16 protein-coding genes are annotated in these 18,782 nt (G+C 60.0%); 6 read left to right on the top strand and 10 right to left on the bottom strand.

Going from position 1 to position 18,782, the window contains the following annotated elements:
* Positions 1-85 precede the first annotated feature (85 nt).
* From CGL56_RS05925 to rpe, 5 genes are all read right to left on the bottom strand, one after another.
* Positions 86-904 (bottom strand): MbnP family protein, encoded by an 819-nt coding sequence (locus CGL56_RS05925; RefSeq protein ID WP_099105614.1) that lies wholly within the window; start codon positions 902-904, stop codon positions 86-88.
* 12 nt (positions 905-916) lie between these two features.
* Entirely contained in the window at positions 917-2,179 is a 1,263-nt protein-coding gene (gene cysN, locus CGL56_RS05930) for a sulfate adenylyltransferase subunit CysN (protein WP_099105615.1), read from the bottom strand.
* A 55-nt stretch (positions 2,180-2,234) separates the two neighbouring features.
* Positions 2,235-3,143, bottom strand: coding sequence for a sulfate adenylyltransferase subunit CysD (gene cysD, locus CGL56_RS05935; RefSeq protein ID WP_099105616.1), 909 nt, complete (start codon positions 3,141-3,143; stop codon positions 2,235-2,237).
* Positions 3,140-3,724: an adenylyl-sulfate kinase gene (gene cysC / locus CGL56_RS05940; protein ID WP_099105617.1), complete on the bottom strand. Its 585-nt coding sequence runs from the start codon at positions 3,722-3,724 to the stop codon at positions 3,140-3,142. The genes cysD and cysC overlap by 4 nt, the downstream gene beginning before the upstream one ends.
* 94 nt (positions 3,725-3,818) lie before the next feature.
* Positions 3,819-4,493, bottom strand: a complete 675-nt coding sequence (gene rpe, locus CGL56_RS05945; protein WP_099105618.1) for a ribulose-phosphate 3-epimerase — start codon at positions 4,491-4,493, stop codon at positions 3,819-3,821.
* 159 nt (positions 4,494-4,652) lie between these two features.
* Here rpe and CGL56_RS05950 point away from each other — a divergent pair, with 159 nt between their 5' ends.
* The 4 genes from CGL56_RS05950 to CGL56_RS18210 all read left to right on the top strand — a co-directional run bounded on the left by CGL56_RS05950 (position 4,653) and on the right by CGL56_RS18210 (position 10,192).
* Positions 4,653-5,678, top strand: coding sequence for a DUF2279 domain-containing protein (locus CGL56_RS05950; RefSeq protein ID WP_099105619.1), 1,026 nt, complete (start codon positions 4,653-4,655; stop codon positions 5,676-5,678).
* Between the two features lie 24 nt (positions 5,679-5,702).
* Entirely contained in the window at positions 5,703-6,602 is a 900-nt protein-coding gene (locus CGL56_RS05955) for a DNA/RNA non-specific endonuclease (RefSeq protein WP_099105620.1), read from the top strand.
* Between the two features lie 8 nt (positions 6,603-6,610).
* On the top strand, positions 6,611-8,182 hold the full coding sequence (locus tag CGL56_RS05960) for a helicase HerA-like domain-containing protein (RefSeq protein ID WP_099105621.1): 1,572 nt from the start codon (positions 6,611-6,613) through the stop codon (positions 8,180-8,182).
* Between the two features lie 1,455 nt (positions 8,183-9,637).
* Positions 9,638-10,192, top strand: coding sequence for a T9SS type A sorting domain-containing protein (locus tag CGL56_RS18210; RefSeq protein WP_099105622.1), 555 nt, complete (start codon positions 9,638-9,640; stop codon positions 10,190-10,192).
* A 9-nt stretch (positions 10,193-10,201) separates the two neighbouring features.
* Here the strand turns inward: CGL56_RS18210 and CGL56_RS05970 are convergent, their stop codons facing one another.
* The 5 genes from CGL56_RS05970 to metG form a co-directional block, all read right to left on the bottom strand.
* Positions 10,202-11,161, bottom strand: coding sequence for an electron transfer flavoprotein subunit alpha/FixB family protein (locus tag CGL56_RS05970; protein WP_099105623.1), 960 nt, complete (start codon positions 11,159-11,161; stop codon positions 10,202-10,204).
* Between the two features lie 75 nt (positions 11,162-11,236).
* On the bottom strand, positions 11,237-11,980 hold the full coding sequence (locus CGL56_RS05975; RefSeq protein ID WP_099105624.1) for an electron transfer flavoprotein subunit beta/FixA family protein: 744 nt from the start codon (positions 11,978-11,980) through the stop codon (positions 11,237-11,239).
* A 118-nt stretch (positions 11,981-12,098) separates the two neighbouring features.
* The gene (locus CGL56_RS05980) at positions 12,099-12,761 is read right to left on the bottom strand and encodes a phosphatase PAP2 family protein (protein ID WP_099105625.1); all 663 of its coding nucleotides are present in this window, start codon (positions 12,759-12,761) and stop codon (positions 12,099-12,101) included.
* A gap of 58 nt (positions 12,762-12,819) precedes the next feature.
* Positions 12,820-13,845, bottom strand: coding sequence for an acyltransferase family protein (locus CGL56_RS05985; RefSeq protein WP_099105626.1), 1,026 nt, complete (start codon positions 13,843-13,845; stop codon positions 12,820-12,822).
* A 157-nt stretch (positions 13,846-14,002) separates the two neighbouring features.
* Positions 14,003-16,141 carry a methionine--tRNA ligase gene (gene metG, locus CGL56_RS05990; protein WP_099105627.1) on the bottom strand — a complete coding sequence of 713 codons (2,139 nt, stop codon included), beginning with the start codon at positions 16,139-16,141 and terminating at the stop codon, positions 14,003-14,005.
* A 340-nt stretch (positions 16,142-16,481) separates the two neighbouring features.
* On the opposite strand from metG, the gene CGL56_RS05995 reads away from it, so the two are divergent.
* Positions 16,482-17,504, top strand: a complete 1,023-nt coding sequence (locus CGL56_RS05995; protein WP_099105628.1) for a T9SS type A sorting domain-containing protein — start codon at positions 16,482-16,484, stop codon at positions 17,502-17,504.
* A 263-nt stretch (positions 17,505-17,767) separates the two neighbouring features.
* Positions 17,768-18,763, top strand: coding sequence for a T9SS type A sorting domain-containing protein (locus CGL56_RS06000; RefSeq protein ID WP_099105629.1), 996 nt, complete (start codon positions 17,768-17,770; stop codon positions 18,761-18,763).
* Positions 18,764-18,782 lie beyond the last annotated feature (19 nt).

The raw sequence follows: 18,782 nt of genomic DNA on the forward strand, positions 1-18,782 counted from the left end.
ACGCGGGTGCAAGGGTTAAGGTGAAGCCGTGAATATATAACCCCACGGCTGATTGTCCACGCGGTGACGGAAGTCGGCCCCCGCTTTACTGCGACAGCCCCACGGGAATCAGAAAGTCCACCGGCTGACTGAGCCCCGCCGCTACGGTTGCGGAATCCGCCGCCAGGTCGATTTCTCCCAGCAGGTCAGCCAACTGCGCCTGGAGGTCGATGCGCAGATCGAAGCCCCGTAGTGGCTGCAGGTCCTGACCGAAGTCCAGCAGGAATGGGACACTGCCGTAGGAGCTTACCGAAAGCGTATCGCCCCCCGGGGTCAGGGTGTACTCGAGCCGTGCCTGCACGTAGCCGCGGCCGTCGCGGTAGTTCAGCCGGCCGGGCTGGGTGCGCAGGGCATCGCCGCTGGGCAAACTGCCGGGGATAACCCAGCGATAGCGGTCAGGCAGGCCGTAGTTCCCGGCCAATCCATTGATGGTGGCATCGCCCGTTTGCAGGGTACCGACCGTGGTAGTGACCGTGCTCGTGGAGGCCAATAAATAATTGCCGTTGATGGAGGTCGACAGGGTATCGCCGTCGCGCAATTCAAGCGCCTCAACCGGTCGCAGGGGCAGGGGCAATTCCGCCGCGGCGGAAATGAGATGAAGGTCACCGAGGTAATAGCGGAAGCGGACAATCTGGAAGTCGTTGCCTGCCCCGTCAGAGTAAGTTTTACCAACCACCACGGCGGAATCTTCCCAGCTGGGCGTGACCCGTACGGATATCGTAGGGTAGGTACAACAGTCCGGACAGGCCACGTCGGCCAGAAGGTCGTAGTTCGCCGCGTCAGGATCCAGGCAGCCTACCCGCTCCTCGTAGCAGCCGAACAGCAGACAGCCAAAAACGACGGCGGTGATCAGGGGCAGGCGCAAGGGTCGGGAGATTTAGATGATCATGCCCGCGGCAACCGTTTCATTGGTTTGCTCGTCCACCAGGATGATGGAGCCGGTGATGCGGTTCTGGCGGTAAGGATCGGTGAGCAAGGGGGCGGTGGTGCGCAGCAGCACCCGGCAGATGTCATTCATCTTGATCTCCTTGTTCTCCTCATCGCGGTGGAGGGTATTGATGTCGAGGCGGTAACGTACATCCTTGATGATACAGCGGGCCTCCTGGGTAGTGTGCATGATGGAGTACTTCCCGCGCGGCTGCAGGGGCCGTTCGTTGAACCAGCACAGCATGACTTCCACATCTTGGGACACGTCGGGCTGGTTGTTGGGCCGGACGATCATGTCGCCGCGGCTGATGTCAATATCGTCTTCCAGCAACAGGGTAACCGACATTGGGGGGAAGGCCTCTTCCAGCTCGCCGTCGAAGGTGTCGATCTTGGCAATGCGGGAGGTGAAACCACTGGGCAGGACCACCACCTCATCGCCTTTCTTGAAGACGCCGCCAGCGATCCGGCCGGCGTAGCCCCGGTAATCGTGATATTCGTCGCTATAGGGCCGGATGACCGTCTGTACCGGGAAGCGACAGTCGATAAAGTTGTTGTCGCTACCGATGTGGACGTTCTCCAGGGAGTAGAGCAGGGTGCTACCACCGTACCAGTCCATATTCTTGCTCTTCTCCACGACATTGTCACCGAGCAGGGCCGACATGGGGATGAAATCCACGTCCTTGACGTCGAGGCGGTGGCTGAAGGAGCTGAAATCGTCCTTGATGCGTTGGTAGGCTTCCTCGCTGAAGTCTACCAGGTCCATCTTGTTGATGCAAACGATCAGGTGGGGGATCTGGAGCAGGGACGCGATGAAGGCGTGACGACGGGTTTGCTCGACCACTCCCTTGCGGGCATCTACGAGAATGAGGGCCACGTTGGCCGTAGAGGCACCGGTCACCATGTTGCGGGTGTACTGGATGTGTCCCGGGGTATCGGCGATGATGAATTTCCGCTTCGGGGTAGCGAAGTAGCGGTAGGCCACGTCGATGGTGATTCCCTGCTCCCGCTCGGCCTTCAGTCCGTCGGTGAGCAGGGCCAGGTTGACGCCCTCCTCGCCGCGCTTGGCGCTGGTCTGGGAGATGGCCTCGTACTGGTCCTCGAAGATCGACTTCGAATCATAGAGCAGCCGTCCGATGAGGGTAGACTTGCCGTCGTCCACCGATCCGGCGGTGGTGAATCGAAGCAGTTCGGTGTGTTCTAGAGCAGTAACCATGAATTAAAATTTACGAAGTACGATATACGAAAGACGAGTGGCGGCGTGGGCCGCTCTAGAAATACCCTTGTTTTTTGCGGTCTTCCATCGCCGTTTCCGACCGCTTGTCGTCGGCGCGTCCGCCGCGCTCGGTCTGGCGGGCGATGCTGACCTCGGCGATGATGTCCTCCAGGGTGGAGGCGTCGGATTTCCAGACGCCGGTACAGGTGATGTCACCTATGGTACGGCAGCGGACGGTCATTCTTTCCAGTTTCTCTTCCGGGCGGCGGGGCAGGTGCTCGGACTCGGCCAGCAGCATGCCATCGCGGCGGAATACGTTGCGCTCGTGGGCGAAGTAGAGGCTGGGAAGTTCCACTCCCTCCACGGCCAGGTACTGCCATACGTCGAGCTCCGTCCAGTTGGAGATCGGGAAAACGCGGAAGTGCTCACCGTACTGCTTGCGTCCGTTGAACAGGTTCCAGAGCTCGGGGCGCTGGTTCTTGGGGTCCCACTGACCGAATTCGTCGCGGTGGCTGAAGAAGCGCTCCTTGGCGCGGGCCTTCTCCTCATCGCGGCGGCCTCCACCGAGGGCGGCGTCGTACTTCCCTTTTTCCAGGGAGTCGAGGAGGACGGCAGTCTGCAGGTAGTTACGGGTAGCGTTGTAGCCAGTTTCCTCCCGGACCATTCCGTTGTCGATGGCTTCCTGGACGGAGCCGACGATGAGCTTGGCCCCGATGCGCTCCACGAGGCGGTCGCGGTAGTCGATCGTCTCCTGGAAGTTGTGGCCGGTATCGACGTGCAGCAGGGTAAAGGGGATCTTTGCCGGGTGGAAGGCCTTCACGGCCAGGTGGACCATCAGGATGGAGTCCTTCCCACCGCTGAACAGCAGGACGGGATTTTCGAACTGAGCGGCGACTTCCCGCAGCACGAAGATGCTCTCGGATTCGAGCTCGCGGAGGTGGTTGAGCTGGTAGTTGGTGGTCATAGGGGGAGTGCTTCGATGAGTTGGTTGGCGGCTTCCTCAACGGTCAGGTTGGCCGTCCGCAGTTCCAGAAAGGGGTTTTCGGGGGCCTCATAGGGGCTGTCGATGCCGGTAAAGTTCTTGATTTCGCCGGCGCGGGCCTTGGCGTACAGGCCCTTGACGTCGCGCTGCTCGCAGATTTCAAGGGGGGTGTTGACGAATACCTCGAGAAAATCATCGGGGCCCACGATGTCGGCCACCGTCTGCCGCATGGCCCGGGTGGGGCTGACGAAAGAGCAGAGCACAACAGCACCGGTCTGGGCAAATAGTTTAGCCACCTCAGCCACGCGGCGGGTGTTTTCACAGCGGTCCTCGAGGCTGAAACCCAGGTTACCGTTCAGTCCGTCGCGCACGTTATCGCCGTCGAGGACCCGGGCGAATACGCCCCGTTCAAACAATTTGCGTTCGGCGGCGGCGGCAATGGTGCTTTTGCCGCTACCGGACAGGCCCGTGAGCCAGACTACTGCACCGCGGTGTCCATTGGCAGCTTCCCGCTCGCTGCGCTGCACCAGTTGGTCTTCGATGGGATAAATATTCTCGGCCATACTGAGTATTAGGCCGCAAAGATAGAACAGCTTTGAGCTTAGACCGTACCGTTAAGCCGGGTTTAAACAGGAAGCTTTCATCATATATACCGGTTTATACGTAGGCTATCGGGTTGGGTGCGATAGCTTTAAGGTCACGGATGACCGCCGCCGGATCATCGGCGCCAAAGACGGCGCTGCCCGCCACCAGCACCCGGGCACCGGCTTCCAGCACCTTCTGGGCATTCTGTAGGCCGATACCGCCATCTACCTCGATGATCGCCCGCGAATTGCGTACCGCGATCAGCTCGGCGGTCTGCCGCACCTTTTCCAGGCTGTGGTAAATGAACTTTTGCCCCCCAAAACCCGGATTGACGGTCATTATGAGCACAAGGTCAAGGTCCTCGATCACGTGGTCGAGGACATTCACGGGAGTATGGGGGTTGAGGGCTACACCGGCTTTGGCACCGGACTCCCGGATCACCTGGATCACCCGATGGAGATGGGTACAGGCCTCCGCATGCACCGTGATACCCGTGGCTCCGGCGCGGGCGAAACTTTCCACATAACGCACCGGGTCCTCGATCATGAGGTGGACATCGACGTACTTACTAGCCTCAGCGGCGATCTGCTCGACGATAAACTGCCCGAAGGAAATATTAGGCACGAAACGCCCGTCCATGACATCCAGGTGGAACCAGTCCGCCTCGGAGGTATTTACCAGTTCGATCGCCCGGTCAAGGCGACGGAAATCGGCGGCAAGCAGGGAGGGGGCTACGAGGTGAGACATAGGCGATGCTGAGATTCGGTGAATGCTCAAAGGTAAGTGTTCGGCGCAGACATCGGATGCCTGTCAAAATGACAGACATCCGATGTCTGACAGAACGGCAGTCGCGCTCCCTTCACGCTAAATTTAACTTTGCGGCGTTATCCATTCTCAGCTTTCCCGATGACGCGAGCCTTACCCACTTTGCTTTTCCTGTTGTGCCTGGCACCCGTGTGCAGCGCCCTCCTGGCCCAGGGCAGCGACGGACCGCGTTACCGCTATACTGAACGCGACCCCTTGGCCGACGTGGCCGGCGATGGCTGGCTACGGCCCGCGGACACCTTCCACGCCGACCGGTTCTATACGGCAGCGGCCATCGGCGCCAGTACGTATGCGGGCTTCGGGGTGGGGCTCTATTCCATCTGGTACAAGGGCTACGAGCTGGAGCGATTCCACACCTTCAATGACTGGCCGGAGTGGGAACAGATGGACAAAGCCGGCCATGCCTTCACGGCCTACGCCTTCAACCGGATGGCCTTCGCCGGACTTCGGTGGACGGGCCTGAAGCGCCCCGCGGCCCGCTACACCGCCCTGGGCGTAGCCAACCTCCTGCAAGCCACGATAGAGACCATGGATGGCTTCTCGGCCAACTGGGGCTTCAGCCTGGGCGACATGGGCGCCAACCTGGCCGGTAGTCTCGTCTTTACGGCCCAGGACGCCCTGTGGCAGGAGCAGCGGATGCTGCTGAAGGTCTCCAATGACTTTCGCCCACCCCCGGACGTACCACTCTACGGCCGCAACGGTGTAGAAGGTAACCTGGGATACGTATCCCGCATGCGGTTCGGCGAAAACCCTTTTGAACGCTACTTGAAGGACTACAACGCCCAAACCATCTGGCTGTCCGTCAATCCGGCCGCCTTCGCTCCCCGGAGTTTTCTGCCCCCCTGGCTGAACCTGGCGGTGGGTTACGGCGTGGAGGACGTCTACGGCGCCTACTACAACACCTGGCGACAGGACGGTGCCGGCTTCAGTTACCGCAACGACGACCGCCGCCGGCAGTGGTTCCTCAGCCCGGACCTTTACCTGAGCCGAATCCCTACCAACAAGAGGTGGGTGCGCATGGTACTTGGCATCCTTGACTTTGTGAAGGTGCCCTCCCCCGCCCTCGAGTACAGCCGGGGCCGCTTCTACGGTCACTGGATCATGTGAGGGCGGTAACCTACCTTGCGGGGCATGGCCAAATTACGCAGAAACCACGCGCGGCGGGGCCGCTCGGCCTCCGGGGGAACCATCCTTAAAATCACCCTTTTTGCCCTCATCCTCTTCGGGATGGTCTGGGCCTTTCACCGCTGGAACGGGGCGCGGACGCCGGTGCCGTACGACTCCGGTTACGCCGCGGAAGCGTGGTTCCTACCTGCCGGCGGCAGCGGGGAAGTAGTGGAACACACGGGCTTCACCCTCTCCTACCTGGAAGACTGGGAACAGGCCGAGTGGGTGGCCTACGTTCTGACCCGTGACCACCTGGATCGGGAATGGACCCCGCGCCGCGACAACTTCCGGGAGGACCCGCTGGTCACCACCGGGTCGGCAACCGACTTCGACTTTCGCGGGAGTGGCTACGACCGGGGCCACCTGGCGCCCTTTGCCGACTTTGCCTGGGATGCGGACCAGGCCGACGAGACCTTCTACCTCTCCAACATCAGCCCCCAGATACCGGCCTTTAACCAGGGCATCTGGCGGGAACTGGAAGAAAATGTGCGGGAGTGGGCCCGCCACGATGGCCGCCTGTACGTGGTCACCGGACCGGTAACCAGCCTGCCCCCGAGGGCCTACATTGGTCGCGACAACCGGGTGGCCATTCCCCAGTCCTACTATAAGGTGGTTCTGGATCTGGAAGACCCGGAACAGAAGGGAATTGGCTTTGTGATCCCTAACGAAGTCAGTACCCACCCCCTGGCCCACTACGCTATGAGCATCGACGAGGTGGAAAAGATCACCGGCATCGACTTCTTTCCCGAACTTATGCCCGCTGATCTGGAGGCCACCATCGAAGCCCGGGCGGACCCCGCCCGCTGGGACGTTGACCCGGCCACCTACGATCGGCGCATTACCAAGTGGAACAACGTAAATTAGAGCAGACCATGCAGCAGACTGAATCCTTTCGCCAGACCATCACCGCAGGCTACACTTTCGAGGGCCCATCGTTCGTCCTCGGCGGGGCCATGCTCGGGGAGGAAGCCCAACGCGACACCCTGGTCCGCATCCCCCTGGGCACCCTCAACCGCCACGGGCTCATCGCGGGCGCTACGGGTACGGGCAAGACCAAGACGCTGCAGATCATTGCCGAGCAGCTTAGCCGCGAGGGAGTTCCCAGCCTGCTCATGGACATCAAGGGCGACCTCAGCGGCATCGCCGTGCCCGGCAATGACCACCCCAAGATCGATGAGCGCCACGCGGCCATCGGCATTCCCTTTGCCGCGGCCGGCAGCCCGGTGGAGCTGCTCAGCCTGAGCGACGAACCCGGCGCACGGTTGCGGGCCACCGTGCTGGAGTTCGGCCCGGTGCTGTTCTCCAAGATGCTGGACCTGAACGATACCCAGTCGGGCATCATCGCCGTGGCCTTCAAGTACGCAGAGGATGAGGGCCTGCCCCTGCTCGACCTGAAGGACCTGCGCAAGGTGCTCCAGTATATGACCAATGAAGGCAAGGAAGCCGCAGAAAAGGAATACGGACGCATCTCCACTGCTTCCGTGGGTGCCATTATGCGCCGCGTAGTGGAACTGGAGGGGCAGGGGGCCGAGAAGTTCTTCGGCGAGCGGAGCTTCGAGGTGGAAGACCTCGTCCGCCTGGACGACCGGGGCCGCGGGGTGGTATCCATCGTGCGCCTCACCGACGTCCAGGACCGGCCGAAGCTGTTCTCGACCTTCATGCTGCAGTTGCTGGCCGAGATCTATGCCACCTTCCCCGAGGAGGGGGACCTGGATCGCCCCAAGCTGATGGTATTCATCGATGAGGCCCACCTGGTATTCGAGGAGGCCACCGACGCCCTGCTGGACCAGCTGGAGGCCATCATCAAGCTGATCCGCTCCAAGGGGGTCGGCCTGATCTTCGTGACCCAGAACCCGGCCGATATTCCCTCCGACGTGCTCGGTCAGCTGGGCCTCAAGGTGCAGCATGCCCTGCGGGCCTTCACCGCCAAGGACCGCAAGGCCATCAAGTTGGCCAGTGAGAATTACCCCCTGAGCGAATTCTACGACATTGACCAGACCCTGACGGAGCTGGGTACCGGTGAGGCCTTCGTCACCGCCCTGGACCGCAAGGGCCGCCCCACCCCACTGGTCCGCACCCTGCTGCGCGCCCCCGAAAGCCGCATGGACGTACTCACCGACCGCGAGATCAGCAGCCTGGTTTCCGGTTCCCCGCTGGCGCGGAAATACAACGAGGAGGTCGACCGGGAAAGCGCATACGAAATCCTGGAGAAGAAACTGGAGCGGGCCCGGACCGAAGAGCACCAGGCCAAAATGGAGGAACAGCGTAAACAGGCCCAGAAAACCTCCACGGGAAGTACGCGGCGGCGCGGCCGTCCCCGCCAGGAGAAGTCGATGCTGGAGGATATCATGTCCAGTACCATGTCGCGGCAGATCGGCCGCACGGTAGCCCGGGAGGTTACGCGGGGTATCCTGGGCATTCTGGGCATCAGGCGGCGGAGGTGATTACTGCTGGTGGGCAGCAAATACAGCAACTGGAAAAAGATTTCTGGTAGTACCGTTACCAGCATAAAATCCTACGTCCGAATCAGTTAGACGCTTTCGAACAACAGCCACATGACACAATCTCTTCCCGCGCTGATCAATTGGTCGGCCCTGTTTTCTGCGATTTTCGGGCAGCTCGTCCCGGTTGCGCACCCCTGCATCACCAAATCGCCGTTCGAGGCTCAGCCCTGGCCATCATTGGAAGCAAAAGGCTGGCGCATTGGTGGAGGGTCGGTGCAATCCGAACGTCCACCCTGGCTATGGAATATTCGGTGACGTGACCATTCTGACCCGAAACACACTGTATTCATGGTCGCAACATTAGCCTCCAGCTTGATTGGGCACCTTTTGGGTGTCAATGCTCATTGTACAGTTACGCGTGGGCCATTCAATGATGCGCCTCTGGGTACCCCTGCCAAGTAGTTTTATGTAGTGTGACGCGCTGTACCACCAACGTACAAGTGTCCATCTGGCGTGGCATGCAATAAACTACCCAATCAACAGAAAGCCTGGCCAATAACAATAATCACCTTTCCTGTTGATGATAACAACGATACACTATATTAGCACACCGCCTTTATCACTCTGAGACTTTCACACACTTTGAACACACAATTCGCTATGAAAAACCTTTACTTCGTTTTTTTCTGCACCCTGATTTGGTCATTCCCTGTAGTCGGACAATATGCCGTTAAAGGAGATGTACCATTTAGTGTGACGCCAACCACGCCCAACCCAAATGGTGACGTACTTTTCACCGAACTACCTGGAACAGGTGGAACCTATCGAGGAACGGTAACTACAACTACCGGTACTCCCCGAAATTTTCGACTAGTGACGAGAAGTTCAACGGGAGTCAGACAAGAAGTTGGCCCTCTAAATTGCCCTAACGGTGCTCAAACATCCGTCGGATCTGAAGATGGAAAAACAATAGTAGGAACTTATCCATGCACAGCGGCTACATACAGAACCGTCGGCGGCCAACACACTTACGTTTTCAAAACCCCCCAACCTAACCAGTCAGGCACATTCGTGTTTTGGAGATTAAGCGGGCCAATACGTGAGATAACTGACGTGAATTTCACTGTTAACAATGGCCCCTCTACAAATGACCAAAACGTTCAGGTTACAGCAAAGTTAGGCACCCAAACTACCTCAAATTTGCAAACCATGTGGATTCGCTATTCTACAAATCAGAATATGACTGGTTCAACTGTGGTCGCCATGTCAAATACTACTGGCACCAATATTTATGGTGGCAACATTCCCGGGGGCGCCGGTAACGTAGGACAAACAGTTTACTTTTACGTATTTTCCTCCGGTGGTACTACTACCACAGCTAATGCATCTATTGTGGTGCCTACTGATGCAGATGCCAATCTTAGAACTATAACTTTAAACAACAATGGAGGGGCAATGTACAGCTATGTAGTTGCCCCCCTACCCGTCACCTACACCAGCTGGCTGGGCGAACGCAGGGGCGGTGAGGCGCAACTAGAATGGGCCACCGAATCCGAGGAGGATGCGGAACTGTTTGAAGTACAGCGTAGCGTCGACAGCGGGCGCAACTGGTCATCCGTAGGCGAAGTACCTGCCATGAACCGCAGTACGGGAGCGGACTACAAATTCACCGACTTTGGCGTGCCGGGTACGGAACTGCAGTACCGGTTAAAGCAAATCGATTTTGACGGGGCCTTCCATTTCTCCGACATCATCACTATAGAGGCGACCGATAATGCCCAGGTGCTGTCCGTCTGGCCCCAGCCGGCTCCCGCAGGAGCCCTTCAACTGCGCGCGGCGGGTTTCGCCGGCCACACGGCCAGTCTGTATTCCATCACCGGCAGGATGCTGGTCACCTTCCCGCTGACCGGGGAAATACAGCCCCTGCCCGCCGCCGACTTGCCGAAGGGAATTTACCTCCTGCGCATCAACGGCGAGCGGGGACTGACCCGGCGAATTCTAATCGACTAATGCAATTCTTTACTGCCCCTTGTACTTCTTGACGGCCTCCGTCAGGCGGGGCAGTACTTCGAAGAGGTCGCCGACTACCCCGTAGTCGGCGGCCTTGAAGAAGGGCGCCTCGGGATCTTTGTTGACCACCACGATGGTTTTGCTGTTGTTCACGCCGGCCAGGTGTTGAATCGCTCCACTGATGCCCGCGGCGATGTAGAGATTCGGGCGGATGGCCACCCCGGTTTGTCCTACGTGCTCGTGGTGGGGCCGCCAGTCGCTGTCGGCCACGGGGCGGCTGCAGGCGGTGGTGGCTCCGAGGGCCTCGGCGAGGTCCTCGATGACCGACCAGTTTTCGGGGCCTTTCAGGCCCCGGCCTCCACTGACTACCAGCTCTGCTTCGGGCAGGGGTACCCGACCGCTGGCCACCTGGTGCTTAACGACCCTAGTTTTCGGCTGTGGCAGATCGATCGAGAGGTCGCTAACGGCGGCCTCGCCGCCGGTTTCGGTGACGGGGATGGAGTTGCCGGCCAGGCTGATCACCTTCACGTCGGTGAGCAACTGTACGTGGGCGAATGCCTTGCCCGAAAATACCGGTTTGGTCACGGTGAAGTATCCGTCCTTCATTTCCGGGACCGCGTTGGCACCGGTCACCGATCCCGCTTCCAGCCGGGCGGCCAGACGACCGGTGATGTTCTTGCCGGTGCTGTTGTGGGGCAGGATGATGACCGTTGCCCCGAGTTGTTTGGCCGCTTCCGACAGGGCTACGGTATACACCGCGGCGTCAAAGTTCTTCAGCGGTTCGCCGCTGATGCGGTGCACTTTAGTGGCGCCGAACTTGCCCAGCGCTTCGGCGCCGGCGTGGTCGCCGAGCACTACAGCGTGGCATTCCGTGCCCAGTACTTCGGCCGTCTTCCGGCCGTAAACGACAGCCTCCTGGGCTACCTTCTTGAATTCTCCGTTGGTCGCTTCCGCGTATACGAGTACCATATCTTTTTCTTTATTATCGTTTGGGGATGGGGCGTGGCGGGGGTTCGCAACGCCGGGTGGGGGCAGCTTCCTGAGCTAGATCACCTTGGCCTCCTCGTGGAGCAGGCGGACGAGTTCGTCCATGTTCTCGGGATCGATCAGCTTCACGCTGCCCTTCTCGGCCGGCTTGTGGTAACCGGCGATCCGGGTGGTATCGGGGAAGTCGACGGGCGGGACCACTTCCAGGGGCTTGCGCTTGGCCATCATGATGCCGCGCATATTCGGGATACGCTGCTCGGCCATTCCCTTGGCGGCGCTGAGCGCAAGCGGGGTCTGTACTTCAATGACCTCCTCACCGCCTTCGATGTCGCGGGTAACCGTTGCGGCCGTCCCTTCCACCTCCAGGTGGGTAGCATCGCCGATGTAGGGCCAGTCCAGGAATTCGGCCACCATGGCACCTACCTCCGATCCGTTGTAGCTGATGGTTTCCTTGCCGAAAAGGATGAGGTCGTAGGCCTGGTCCCGGGAGTACTCGGCGATTTGCCGGGCGGTGTAGAGGCTGTCCTTCTCGTCGGATACGTCGATGCGCACGGCGTCGTCGGCTCCGATGGCCAGTCCCTTGCGGATGATGGGGTCGTTCTCGGCGGGCCCTACGTTCAGGAGGGTGACGGTGCCCCCGGCGGCTTCCTTCAGTTCCAGGGCGCGCACCAGGGCGTACCACTCGTCGTAGGGGTTCATGATGTACTGAACTCCGGAGCGGTCGATTTCGCTACCGTCGGAAGTGAGCTGGATTTTGGTGGTGGTCTCCGGCGTCTTACTGACGCAGACAAGCAATTTCATAGATCTCGTTTAAGCACAAATATAAAGTTGCCGTCCACCCAAAAGTGTGCACGGCGAAATTTCGCAGTTGGAACGGTCGGAAGGAATGGATGGTTGAGGAAAAAGCACAATGGGTGGTTCAGGCTCCGGTACGGTGTCCGCGGATCACGGCACCCGCGACCGCGCCGCCCAGCAGCACGCCCGCGGCGGCGTCCGTCGGCCAGTGCTTGCCGGCTTTCACCCGGAGGAATGCGGTGGTTCCCGCCACGGCCATCGCCAGCCAGCGGCCGTACTTTGCCAGGGGGCGGTCGTAGGCTTCCAGCAGGTAGGCGAAGAGCACCGCCCCCGCCGTTGCGTTGGCGGCGTGGCCGGACAGAAAGGCCGCCCGGTCCTTGCGGGAAAGTTCCCGTTCGGGGTGCCAGTCCGCATTGTAGATGTAGGGCCGTGGCCGGTTGGCGACGTTCTTGATCAGGCTCGTCAGGGAAAAGGTGAGCAGCAGGGTCTGGAACCAGAGCAGGAGGATGAGGGGGTAATGCGGGCGGGTCCGGCGGTCGAAGGAGAGCAACAAAGGAAGCGCCGGTCCTCCGTACAGCCCGGCATCCGCCAGGTTACCGGCCCGCTCATCGCGCACGGTATACCCCAGGCGGTCAAAGGGGTTGATCTCGTCCCCCTGGTACTCCCCGCTATAGGGGGAATATACCGGTTCAGGGTTGCGGCGGTCGATCCAAAGGGCCAGGGCCAGCAGCCCGAAGCCGGTACACAAAATGGCAAACTCACGTGGTGGATGTGGTTGGAACGGCATAGCTGTTCCTTAGATAGCGGCCGCAGGCCAAAAGGTTCTGACGAACCACGGGCTTTAGTCACCCCATGAGCATGAGGCGGACATTCTTGATGACGGCCCGATTGGAAACCCACGACAGAACCAAAGCCTCGATGACCCGCATTTGGAGCGCGGCAAGACAAGTGGCCAGGACAATAACCAGGGGGTATTCCGCCTCAAAAGGCAGGTCTACGTAGCCGGCGGCCCGCACCAGGGGAATGTGCCAAAGGTAGAGCCAGATCGAGTGCCGGGAAATAAAATGGATATAACGCCGGCCCCAGTTGCCCAACCTGGACCAGATGTCTTCCCCCTTGATCCACAGCAACAGGGAAACGGCCATGGCGTACGACAGATAGTAAAAGGCAACGGGGTATTTATACTGCTGGGTGGATACCCAGTCGCCGGTGAATTGGGCCAGCCCGATGCCCCACAGCGCGAACGAGGCCATAAAGAACCAGAACAATCGCCACTGCACCGGTCTGCTCAGGTTGATCAGCCGCATACCCAGCAGGTACACCAGGCCGTATGGAATCAGGTAGTAAAGGGCCGAATGGGCGAACCCGGTGAACATGGCACCAAAAATAGTCTCCAGTTCAAGGTGCCGGGCCAGCTGATATGCCCCCATTCCAAAGAAAAGCAGCGAGAAAAAAACGCGCCCCGAGCGGATCTTCTGATTCAGGCGATACAGGAGGGGAGCTACCAGGGCCACCAGGAAGAATACGCGGATGATCCAGAGGTAGTCGATCCGGTCCGAAAGCAGGTAGCTGTCGCGAATACCGGCCGGATCCATAATGGGGTGGTTGGGAGAAGCCAGGTAGAAAACCACGAACCGCAAGGTGAGGAAAATCCACACGGGCACGATCAGGCGTTTGAAACGCTTCCACACGTACCTGGGATATAGTTCCCCGGAGCGGTGACTGGTCTGAAAGGAAGCTCCTGAAATCAGCACCATCAACGGGACATCAAAGTTCCTCAACTGGTGCAGCAGGGCCGGGGGCGATAAGTGGGCAGCAATAATCATCAACAGCCCAATCGACCGCAACAGGTCGATCTTGTGAATTCTCATAGTGTATGGCGTAACCTAAAAAGGTTTGCGAATGAAGCAAGTGTCTCTGCCCATCAATTTAGGTTGTTGCAACACGCCAATCAAGGGGAAAAAGAGCCAAAACTCCCATTTTCCCTACCGTTCAAAACATTTTCGCCCCATCCCCGTTCGTCCGCCCCTACCGAACCGTCCAACCGTTGCCAAAACCGGTTGGGGGAGATACGAACTGGAGCGTACCCTCTCCGTCTTCCGCCATCAGGATCATGGCCTCACTCCGCACCCCGGCCATCTTGCGGGGGGCCAGATTGGTGACCACCACGACGGGCTGGCCGGGCAGGTCTGCCGGATCGAAATGCTTGGCAATGCCGCTGACCACGCTGCGGGTTTCCCCACCCCCGAGGTCGATGGTGAGGTGCAAGAGCTTGTTCGACTTCTTGATGGGCTCCGCCGTGAGCACCGTGGCGGTGCGCAGGTCCAACTTGGTGAAGTCCTCGAAGCTGATCTCCGGCTTGGCGGGCGGGAGGGCGCTGGCGGGGGTTTCCGCTACCGGCGCCGCCGCGGCGTCGCGCTCCTGCAAAGCCGCGGTGAGTTTATCGCGCTGGCGCTGGATGATTTGCAGCAGGCGGTCGTCCTTGCGGTCGACGATCTTGGGGAAGAGTACTCCGGCTTCTCCGATCGCGTGGCCGGGGCGGAGCAGGGGTTTGCCGGCGGAAAGCTGGTCGCGAGCCTGGGCCCAGTCGCCGTTCTCAACGATCTCCTGTCGGAGTACGGTTCTCACCTTGGCGCTGACCAGCGGCACGAAGGGGTGGGCGGTCAGGGCCAGTACAGCGGCGATCTGCAGGCAGTCGTACATCACCTCCGCGATGCGGGGGTCGTCCGGGTCGGCTTTTGCCAGCGTCCACGGGGCGGCCTCCTGCAGGAAGGTGTTGCCGAAGGTGGCCAGTTCCACGAAGGCGGTGGCGGCGTCCTTGAAGCGGAAGGCTTCGATGTGGGAGCCGATCCGTTCCAGGGCTTCGCTGAGCCGCTCCTGCACCCGCGCGCCGCCGGCCGGGGTGGGCACCTTGCCGTTGAAAAACTTGTGGGTGAGCACCGTCACGCGGTTGAGGAAGTTGCCGAGTTTGTCGGCCAGGTCCTTGTCGTAGTATTCGGTGAAGCCGTCCCAGGTGAAGTCGGCGTCCTGCTGTTCGGGCAGGTTGCGGATCAGGGCCCAGCGCAGGGCGTCCTCCCCGTTGGGGAAGTCCTTGAATTCCTCCACGTACTCGTGGAGCTCGATGCCCCAGCCGCGGGACTTGCTGAACTTGTCGCCCTCGAAATTGAGAAACTGGTTGGCCGGCACGTTTTTGGGCAGGACGTAACCGCCGTGGGCCCGCAGCATGGCCGGGAAAATGAGGCAGTGGAAAACTATGTTGTCCTTCCCAATGAAGTGGATCAGTTCGGTATCCGGGTTCTGCCAGTAGTCTTTCCAGTCGCGGCCGTTTTCCAGACACCACTGCCGGGTACTGCTGATGTAGCCGATGGGAGCGTCGAACCAGACGTAGAGTACTTTGCCCTCCGCCTCCGGATGGGGTACGCTGATGCCCCAGTCGAGGTCGCGGGTGATGGCCCGGGGCTGCAGGCCTTCGTTGAGCCAGCTCATGCACTGGCCGATGACGTGCTTCTTCCACTGGGCCGGATCGTGCTGTTGCTCCCCGTCGACGGTGCCTTCCTGAATCCACGTACGCAGGAATTCCTCATGCTTGGCCAGGTCGAAGTACCAGTGCTTGGTTTCCCGCAGGATCGGCTGGGTTCCGCTCAGGGTGGACACGGGGTTGATGAGTTCGGTGGGGCTCAGGTCGCTGCCGCAGTGCTCGCACTGGTCGCCGTAGGCTTCGGCGAAGCCGCAGCGGGGACAGGTACCTTTTATATAGCGGTCGGCGAGGAATTGTCCGAACTCGGGGTCGTAGTACTGCTCGGTGCTGCGCACGATGAACTCGTCGCCTTTCTTGTCCAGGGTGCGGAAAAATTCCTGGCTGGTTTCGTGGTGGAGGGGGGCGCTGGTGCGGTGGTAGTAATCGAAACTGATGCCGAGGGCCGCGAAGCTCTCCTTGTTTAAGGTATGGTACTTGTCGATGATGTCCCGCGGACTGATCCCCTCCTTCTTGGCCCGCAGGGTGATGGCCGCTCCGTGCTCATCGCTGCCGCAGACCCAGAGTACGTCCTTGCCCATGAGGCGGAGGTAACGGGCGTAAATGTCGGCGGGCAGGTAGGCGCCGGCCAGGTGTCCGAGGTGGAGGGGGCCGTTGGCGTACGGCAGGGCGGAGGTGAGCAGGTGGGGCATGGCCGCAAAGTAAATGGAGAATCGGGACACCGTCCGCCTTCCTGGAAAAATTACCTGCCTCGGGTTTCGGCTAGTAATATGTTAAAAAATAGGGGGGCTGTAATACCAAACGATATTCTGCCAGGGTGGAAAAAGCGGTCACTGGGGGGATTGAAACCGGTTCCAGCACCGATAAATTTATGTAAATACATAAAACGATTCCCCCGCCGGGAAAACCCCTGACGTGGGCAATTCCCGGTTATAATCAGCGTTTTATAAGGGAATCACGCTTAATTCAGGTTTTACACTAAGCGGATTCGATCGCCGGTATTTCCCGGGATCATACACCAGAGACCTTAACATGAAACTGTTTTACACCCTTCTCTTCACCGGGTTATCCCTCGTCCTGGGCGCCCAAGGCGTATGCGTCATTGACGCCAGCAATGCCAACCAGGATTTTTGTACCGCCTGCACCACCGGCGTAAATAGTGGCAACCCAGCGTTGGTAAACGGTGTGTTTACCGGCAGCCTCGAAGTCCACACCAGCTACACCATCAGCGCCGACTGCCTGGCAGGAATTGAATTCGCCGGCAATTTCGACATCTGGATTGCCCGCCACACTAATTTGACCTTTGCCGCGGATCCGATGATCGCCGACGGTACCACGACTACGGTTTCCGAAGCTCACCACGTACACAGCGGCTACATCTGGGTATTTGGGGTACAGTATACCCCGCGGAGCAACAACGGCACTTCCTACAATGACCTGGCCGCCCTGATGACCAGTCCGGAGAACAATCGCACCACCGTTCCCGGCCCCGCCCCCGCCCCGGGTGGTGGCGGAGAGACCATGCTGCCCATCACCCTCCTCGAATGGGAAGCCAGCCTCCTGCGCGAAGGCGTGGAAGTGCGGTGGTCGACCCTGCGGGAAGCTAATAACGACTTCTTCGTGGTAGAGCACAGCACCGACGGACTGAACTTCACTATCCTGACCCAGCAGTCCGGCGCCGGCAACAGCAAAGGCAAGCTTACCTACAACTACTACCACGCCACACCGGCGGCGGGTACCAACTTCTACCGCCTCACCCAGTACGACCTGGACGGCAGCTTCACCACCTACCCCGTTATCACCTCGGAATTCCAGGGCGTAACGCCGACCACCGGCATTTACCCCAACCCCGCAACCGCCGGTCAGGCCATTCGTTTCGCGGCCCCGTCGGCCCGCACCACCGCCAACCTGTACCACCTTGACGGCCGCCTCATCGCCTCTACTCCGGTCGGCACCAATGCCTTCGACGCACAGTTCCAATTGCCAAACTCCCTGCAGCCCGGCGTCTATCTTTTGCGGGTGGGCAGCCAGGGGCAACGGCTGCTGGTGCGGTAAGCCATCACTGGGTTCCGGCAATCGCTGCCGCGGACGCACCCCTACCCCCCCCCAAAAAATCAAAAGCTCCTGCCTTTCCGCAGGAGCTTTTTTGGTTTAGGCTCCGTCCGGCAGCAGGCTAGCAAATATTTTAATTAATGTACTTACATTAAATATGACTTAGTGAATATCGCGGCGTCAAATCCTATGTTCAATGCGGGATAGTCCCCTTGATACGATCGATTGCCGGAATTTCCCGGGATCGGGCACCAGACTCATTATTCATGAAACACATTTTCAGCCTATTCCTCGTCGGTCTTGTGGCCGTGATGAACGGCCAGGCTTTGTGTACCATCAACAGCACCAACCTCAACCAGAGTTTCCGTACGATTTGCAGCCAGGGTAGCAACCCTGCGCTGGTTAACGGCATATTCACCGGCACCCTGGTGGTTGACAACGTTTCCTATACCATCGCTGCGGCCGACCTATCGGCCGTTACCTTCTCGGTCGACGTGATCATCCGGACCGAATTCAAGTCCCACCTCACCTTTGCCCAACCCCCCACCGTGGCCCGGGGGACCACCGTCACCGCAGAGTTCGGCAAGCACGTACACTCCAGCATCTCGGCTTACGGAGTGTTGTACCAACCCAACCAAACGGGCCGCAACTATTCCGACTTCGCCAACCGCATGTCGGGCTCCGCAACGGTAGCCCCCCCTGCCGGAGGCGGCGAAGCAATCCTGCCCATCACCCTGGTGGACTGGAAGGCCCGCTCCGCGCGCAACAGCGTGGAGTTGGAATGGACGACGGAGCGGGAGGTCAATAATCACTCCTTTCTAGTGGAGCACAGCACCGACGGACGGAACTTCATTCCAATTACGCAAATTTCCGGATTCGCCCAAAGCACCGCCACCCTCACTTACCGCTACCGCCACGCCTCCCCGAGCCCAGGCACCAACTACTACCGCCTGACCCAGTACGACCTGGACGGCACCGCAGCGGTCTACGCCGTCATCACATCCGAGTACCCCGACGACCAGGCCGCCCCCACCGCCGGCGGCGTCTACCCCAACCCCGCCCTCGCCGGCCAGGCCCTTCGTTTCGCGGCCCCGTCGGCCCCCACCACGGCCAACCTGTACCACCTTGACGGTCGCCTCATCGCCTCCGCCCCCGTGGCCGCCACCGGCTTCGACGGACAGTTCTACCTGCCCTCCGGACTGCAGGCCGGCGTGTACGTCCTGCGGATTGGCAACCGCAGCCAACGCCTGCTGGTGCGCTAAATCCGCCCCACCTAAAGAG

This window comes from Neolewinella marina, assembly GCF_002631205.1.
Lineage (GTDB): Bacteria > Bacteroidota > Bacteroidia > Chitinophagales > Saprospiraceae > Neolewinella > Neolewinella marina.

Bases quoted from the DNA above. Each gene is read 5' to 3' on its own strand.
- cysN (WP_099105615.1), bottom strand. From the start codon at position 2,179: ATGGTTACTGCTCTAGAACACACCGAACTGCTTCGATTCACCACCGCC.
- cysD (WP_099105616.1), bottom strand. From the start codon at position 3,143: ATGACCACCAACTACCAGCTCAACCACCTCCGCGAGCTCGAATCCGAG.
- cysC (WP_099105617.1), bottom strand. From the start codon at position 3,724: ATGGCCGAGAATATTTATCCCATCGAAGACCAACTGGTGCAGCGCAGC.
- rpe (WP_099105618.1), bottom strand. From the start codon at position 4,493: ATGTCTCACCTCGTAGCCCCCTCCCTGCTTGCCGCCGATTTCCGTCGC.
- CGL56_RS05950 (WP_099105619.1), top strand. From the start codon at position 4,653: ATGACGCGAGCCTTACCCACTTTGCTTTTCCTGTTGTGCCTGGCACCC.
- CGL56_RS05955 (WP_099105620.1), top strand. From the start codon at position 5,703: ATGGCCAAATTACGCAGAAACCACGCGCGGCGGGGCCGCTCGGCCTCC.
- CGL56_RS05960 (WP_099105621.1), top strand. From the start codon at position 6,611: ATGCAGCAGACTGAATCCTTTCGCCAGACCATCACCGCAGGCTACACT.
- CGL56_RS18210 (WP_099105622.1), top strand. From the start codon at position 9,638: ATGTACAGCTATGTAGTTGCCCCCCTACCCGTCACCTACACCAGCTGG.
- CGL56_RS05970 (WP_099105623.1), bottom strand. From the start codon at position 11,161: ATGGTACTCGTATACGCGGAAGCGACCAACGGAGAATTCAAGAAGGTA.
- CGL56_RS05975 (WP_099105624.1), bottom strand. From the start codon at position 11,980: ATGAAATTGCTTGTCTGCGTCAGTAAGACGCCGGAGACCACCACCAAA.
- CGL56_RS05980 (WP_099105625.1), bottom strand. From the start codon at position 12,761: ATGCCGTTCCAACCACATCCACCACGTGAGTTTGCCATTTTGTGTACC.
- CGL56_RS05985 (WP_099105626.1), bottom strand. From the start codon at position 13,845: ATGAGAATTCACAAGATCGACCTGTTGCGGTCGATTGGGCTGTTGATG.
- metG (WP_099105627.1), bottom strand. From the start codon at position 16,141: ATGCCCCACCTGCTCACCTCCGCCCTGCCGTACGCCAACGGCCCCCTC.
- CGL56_RS05995 (WP_099105628.1), top strand. From the start codon at position 16,482: ATGAAACTGTTTTACACCCTTCTCTTCACCGGGTTATCCCTCGTCCTG.
- CGL56_RS06000 (WP_099105629.1), top strand. From the start codon at position 17,768: ATGAAACACATTTTCAGCCTATTCCTCGTCGGTCTTGTGGCCGTGATG.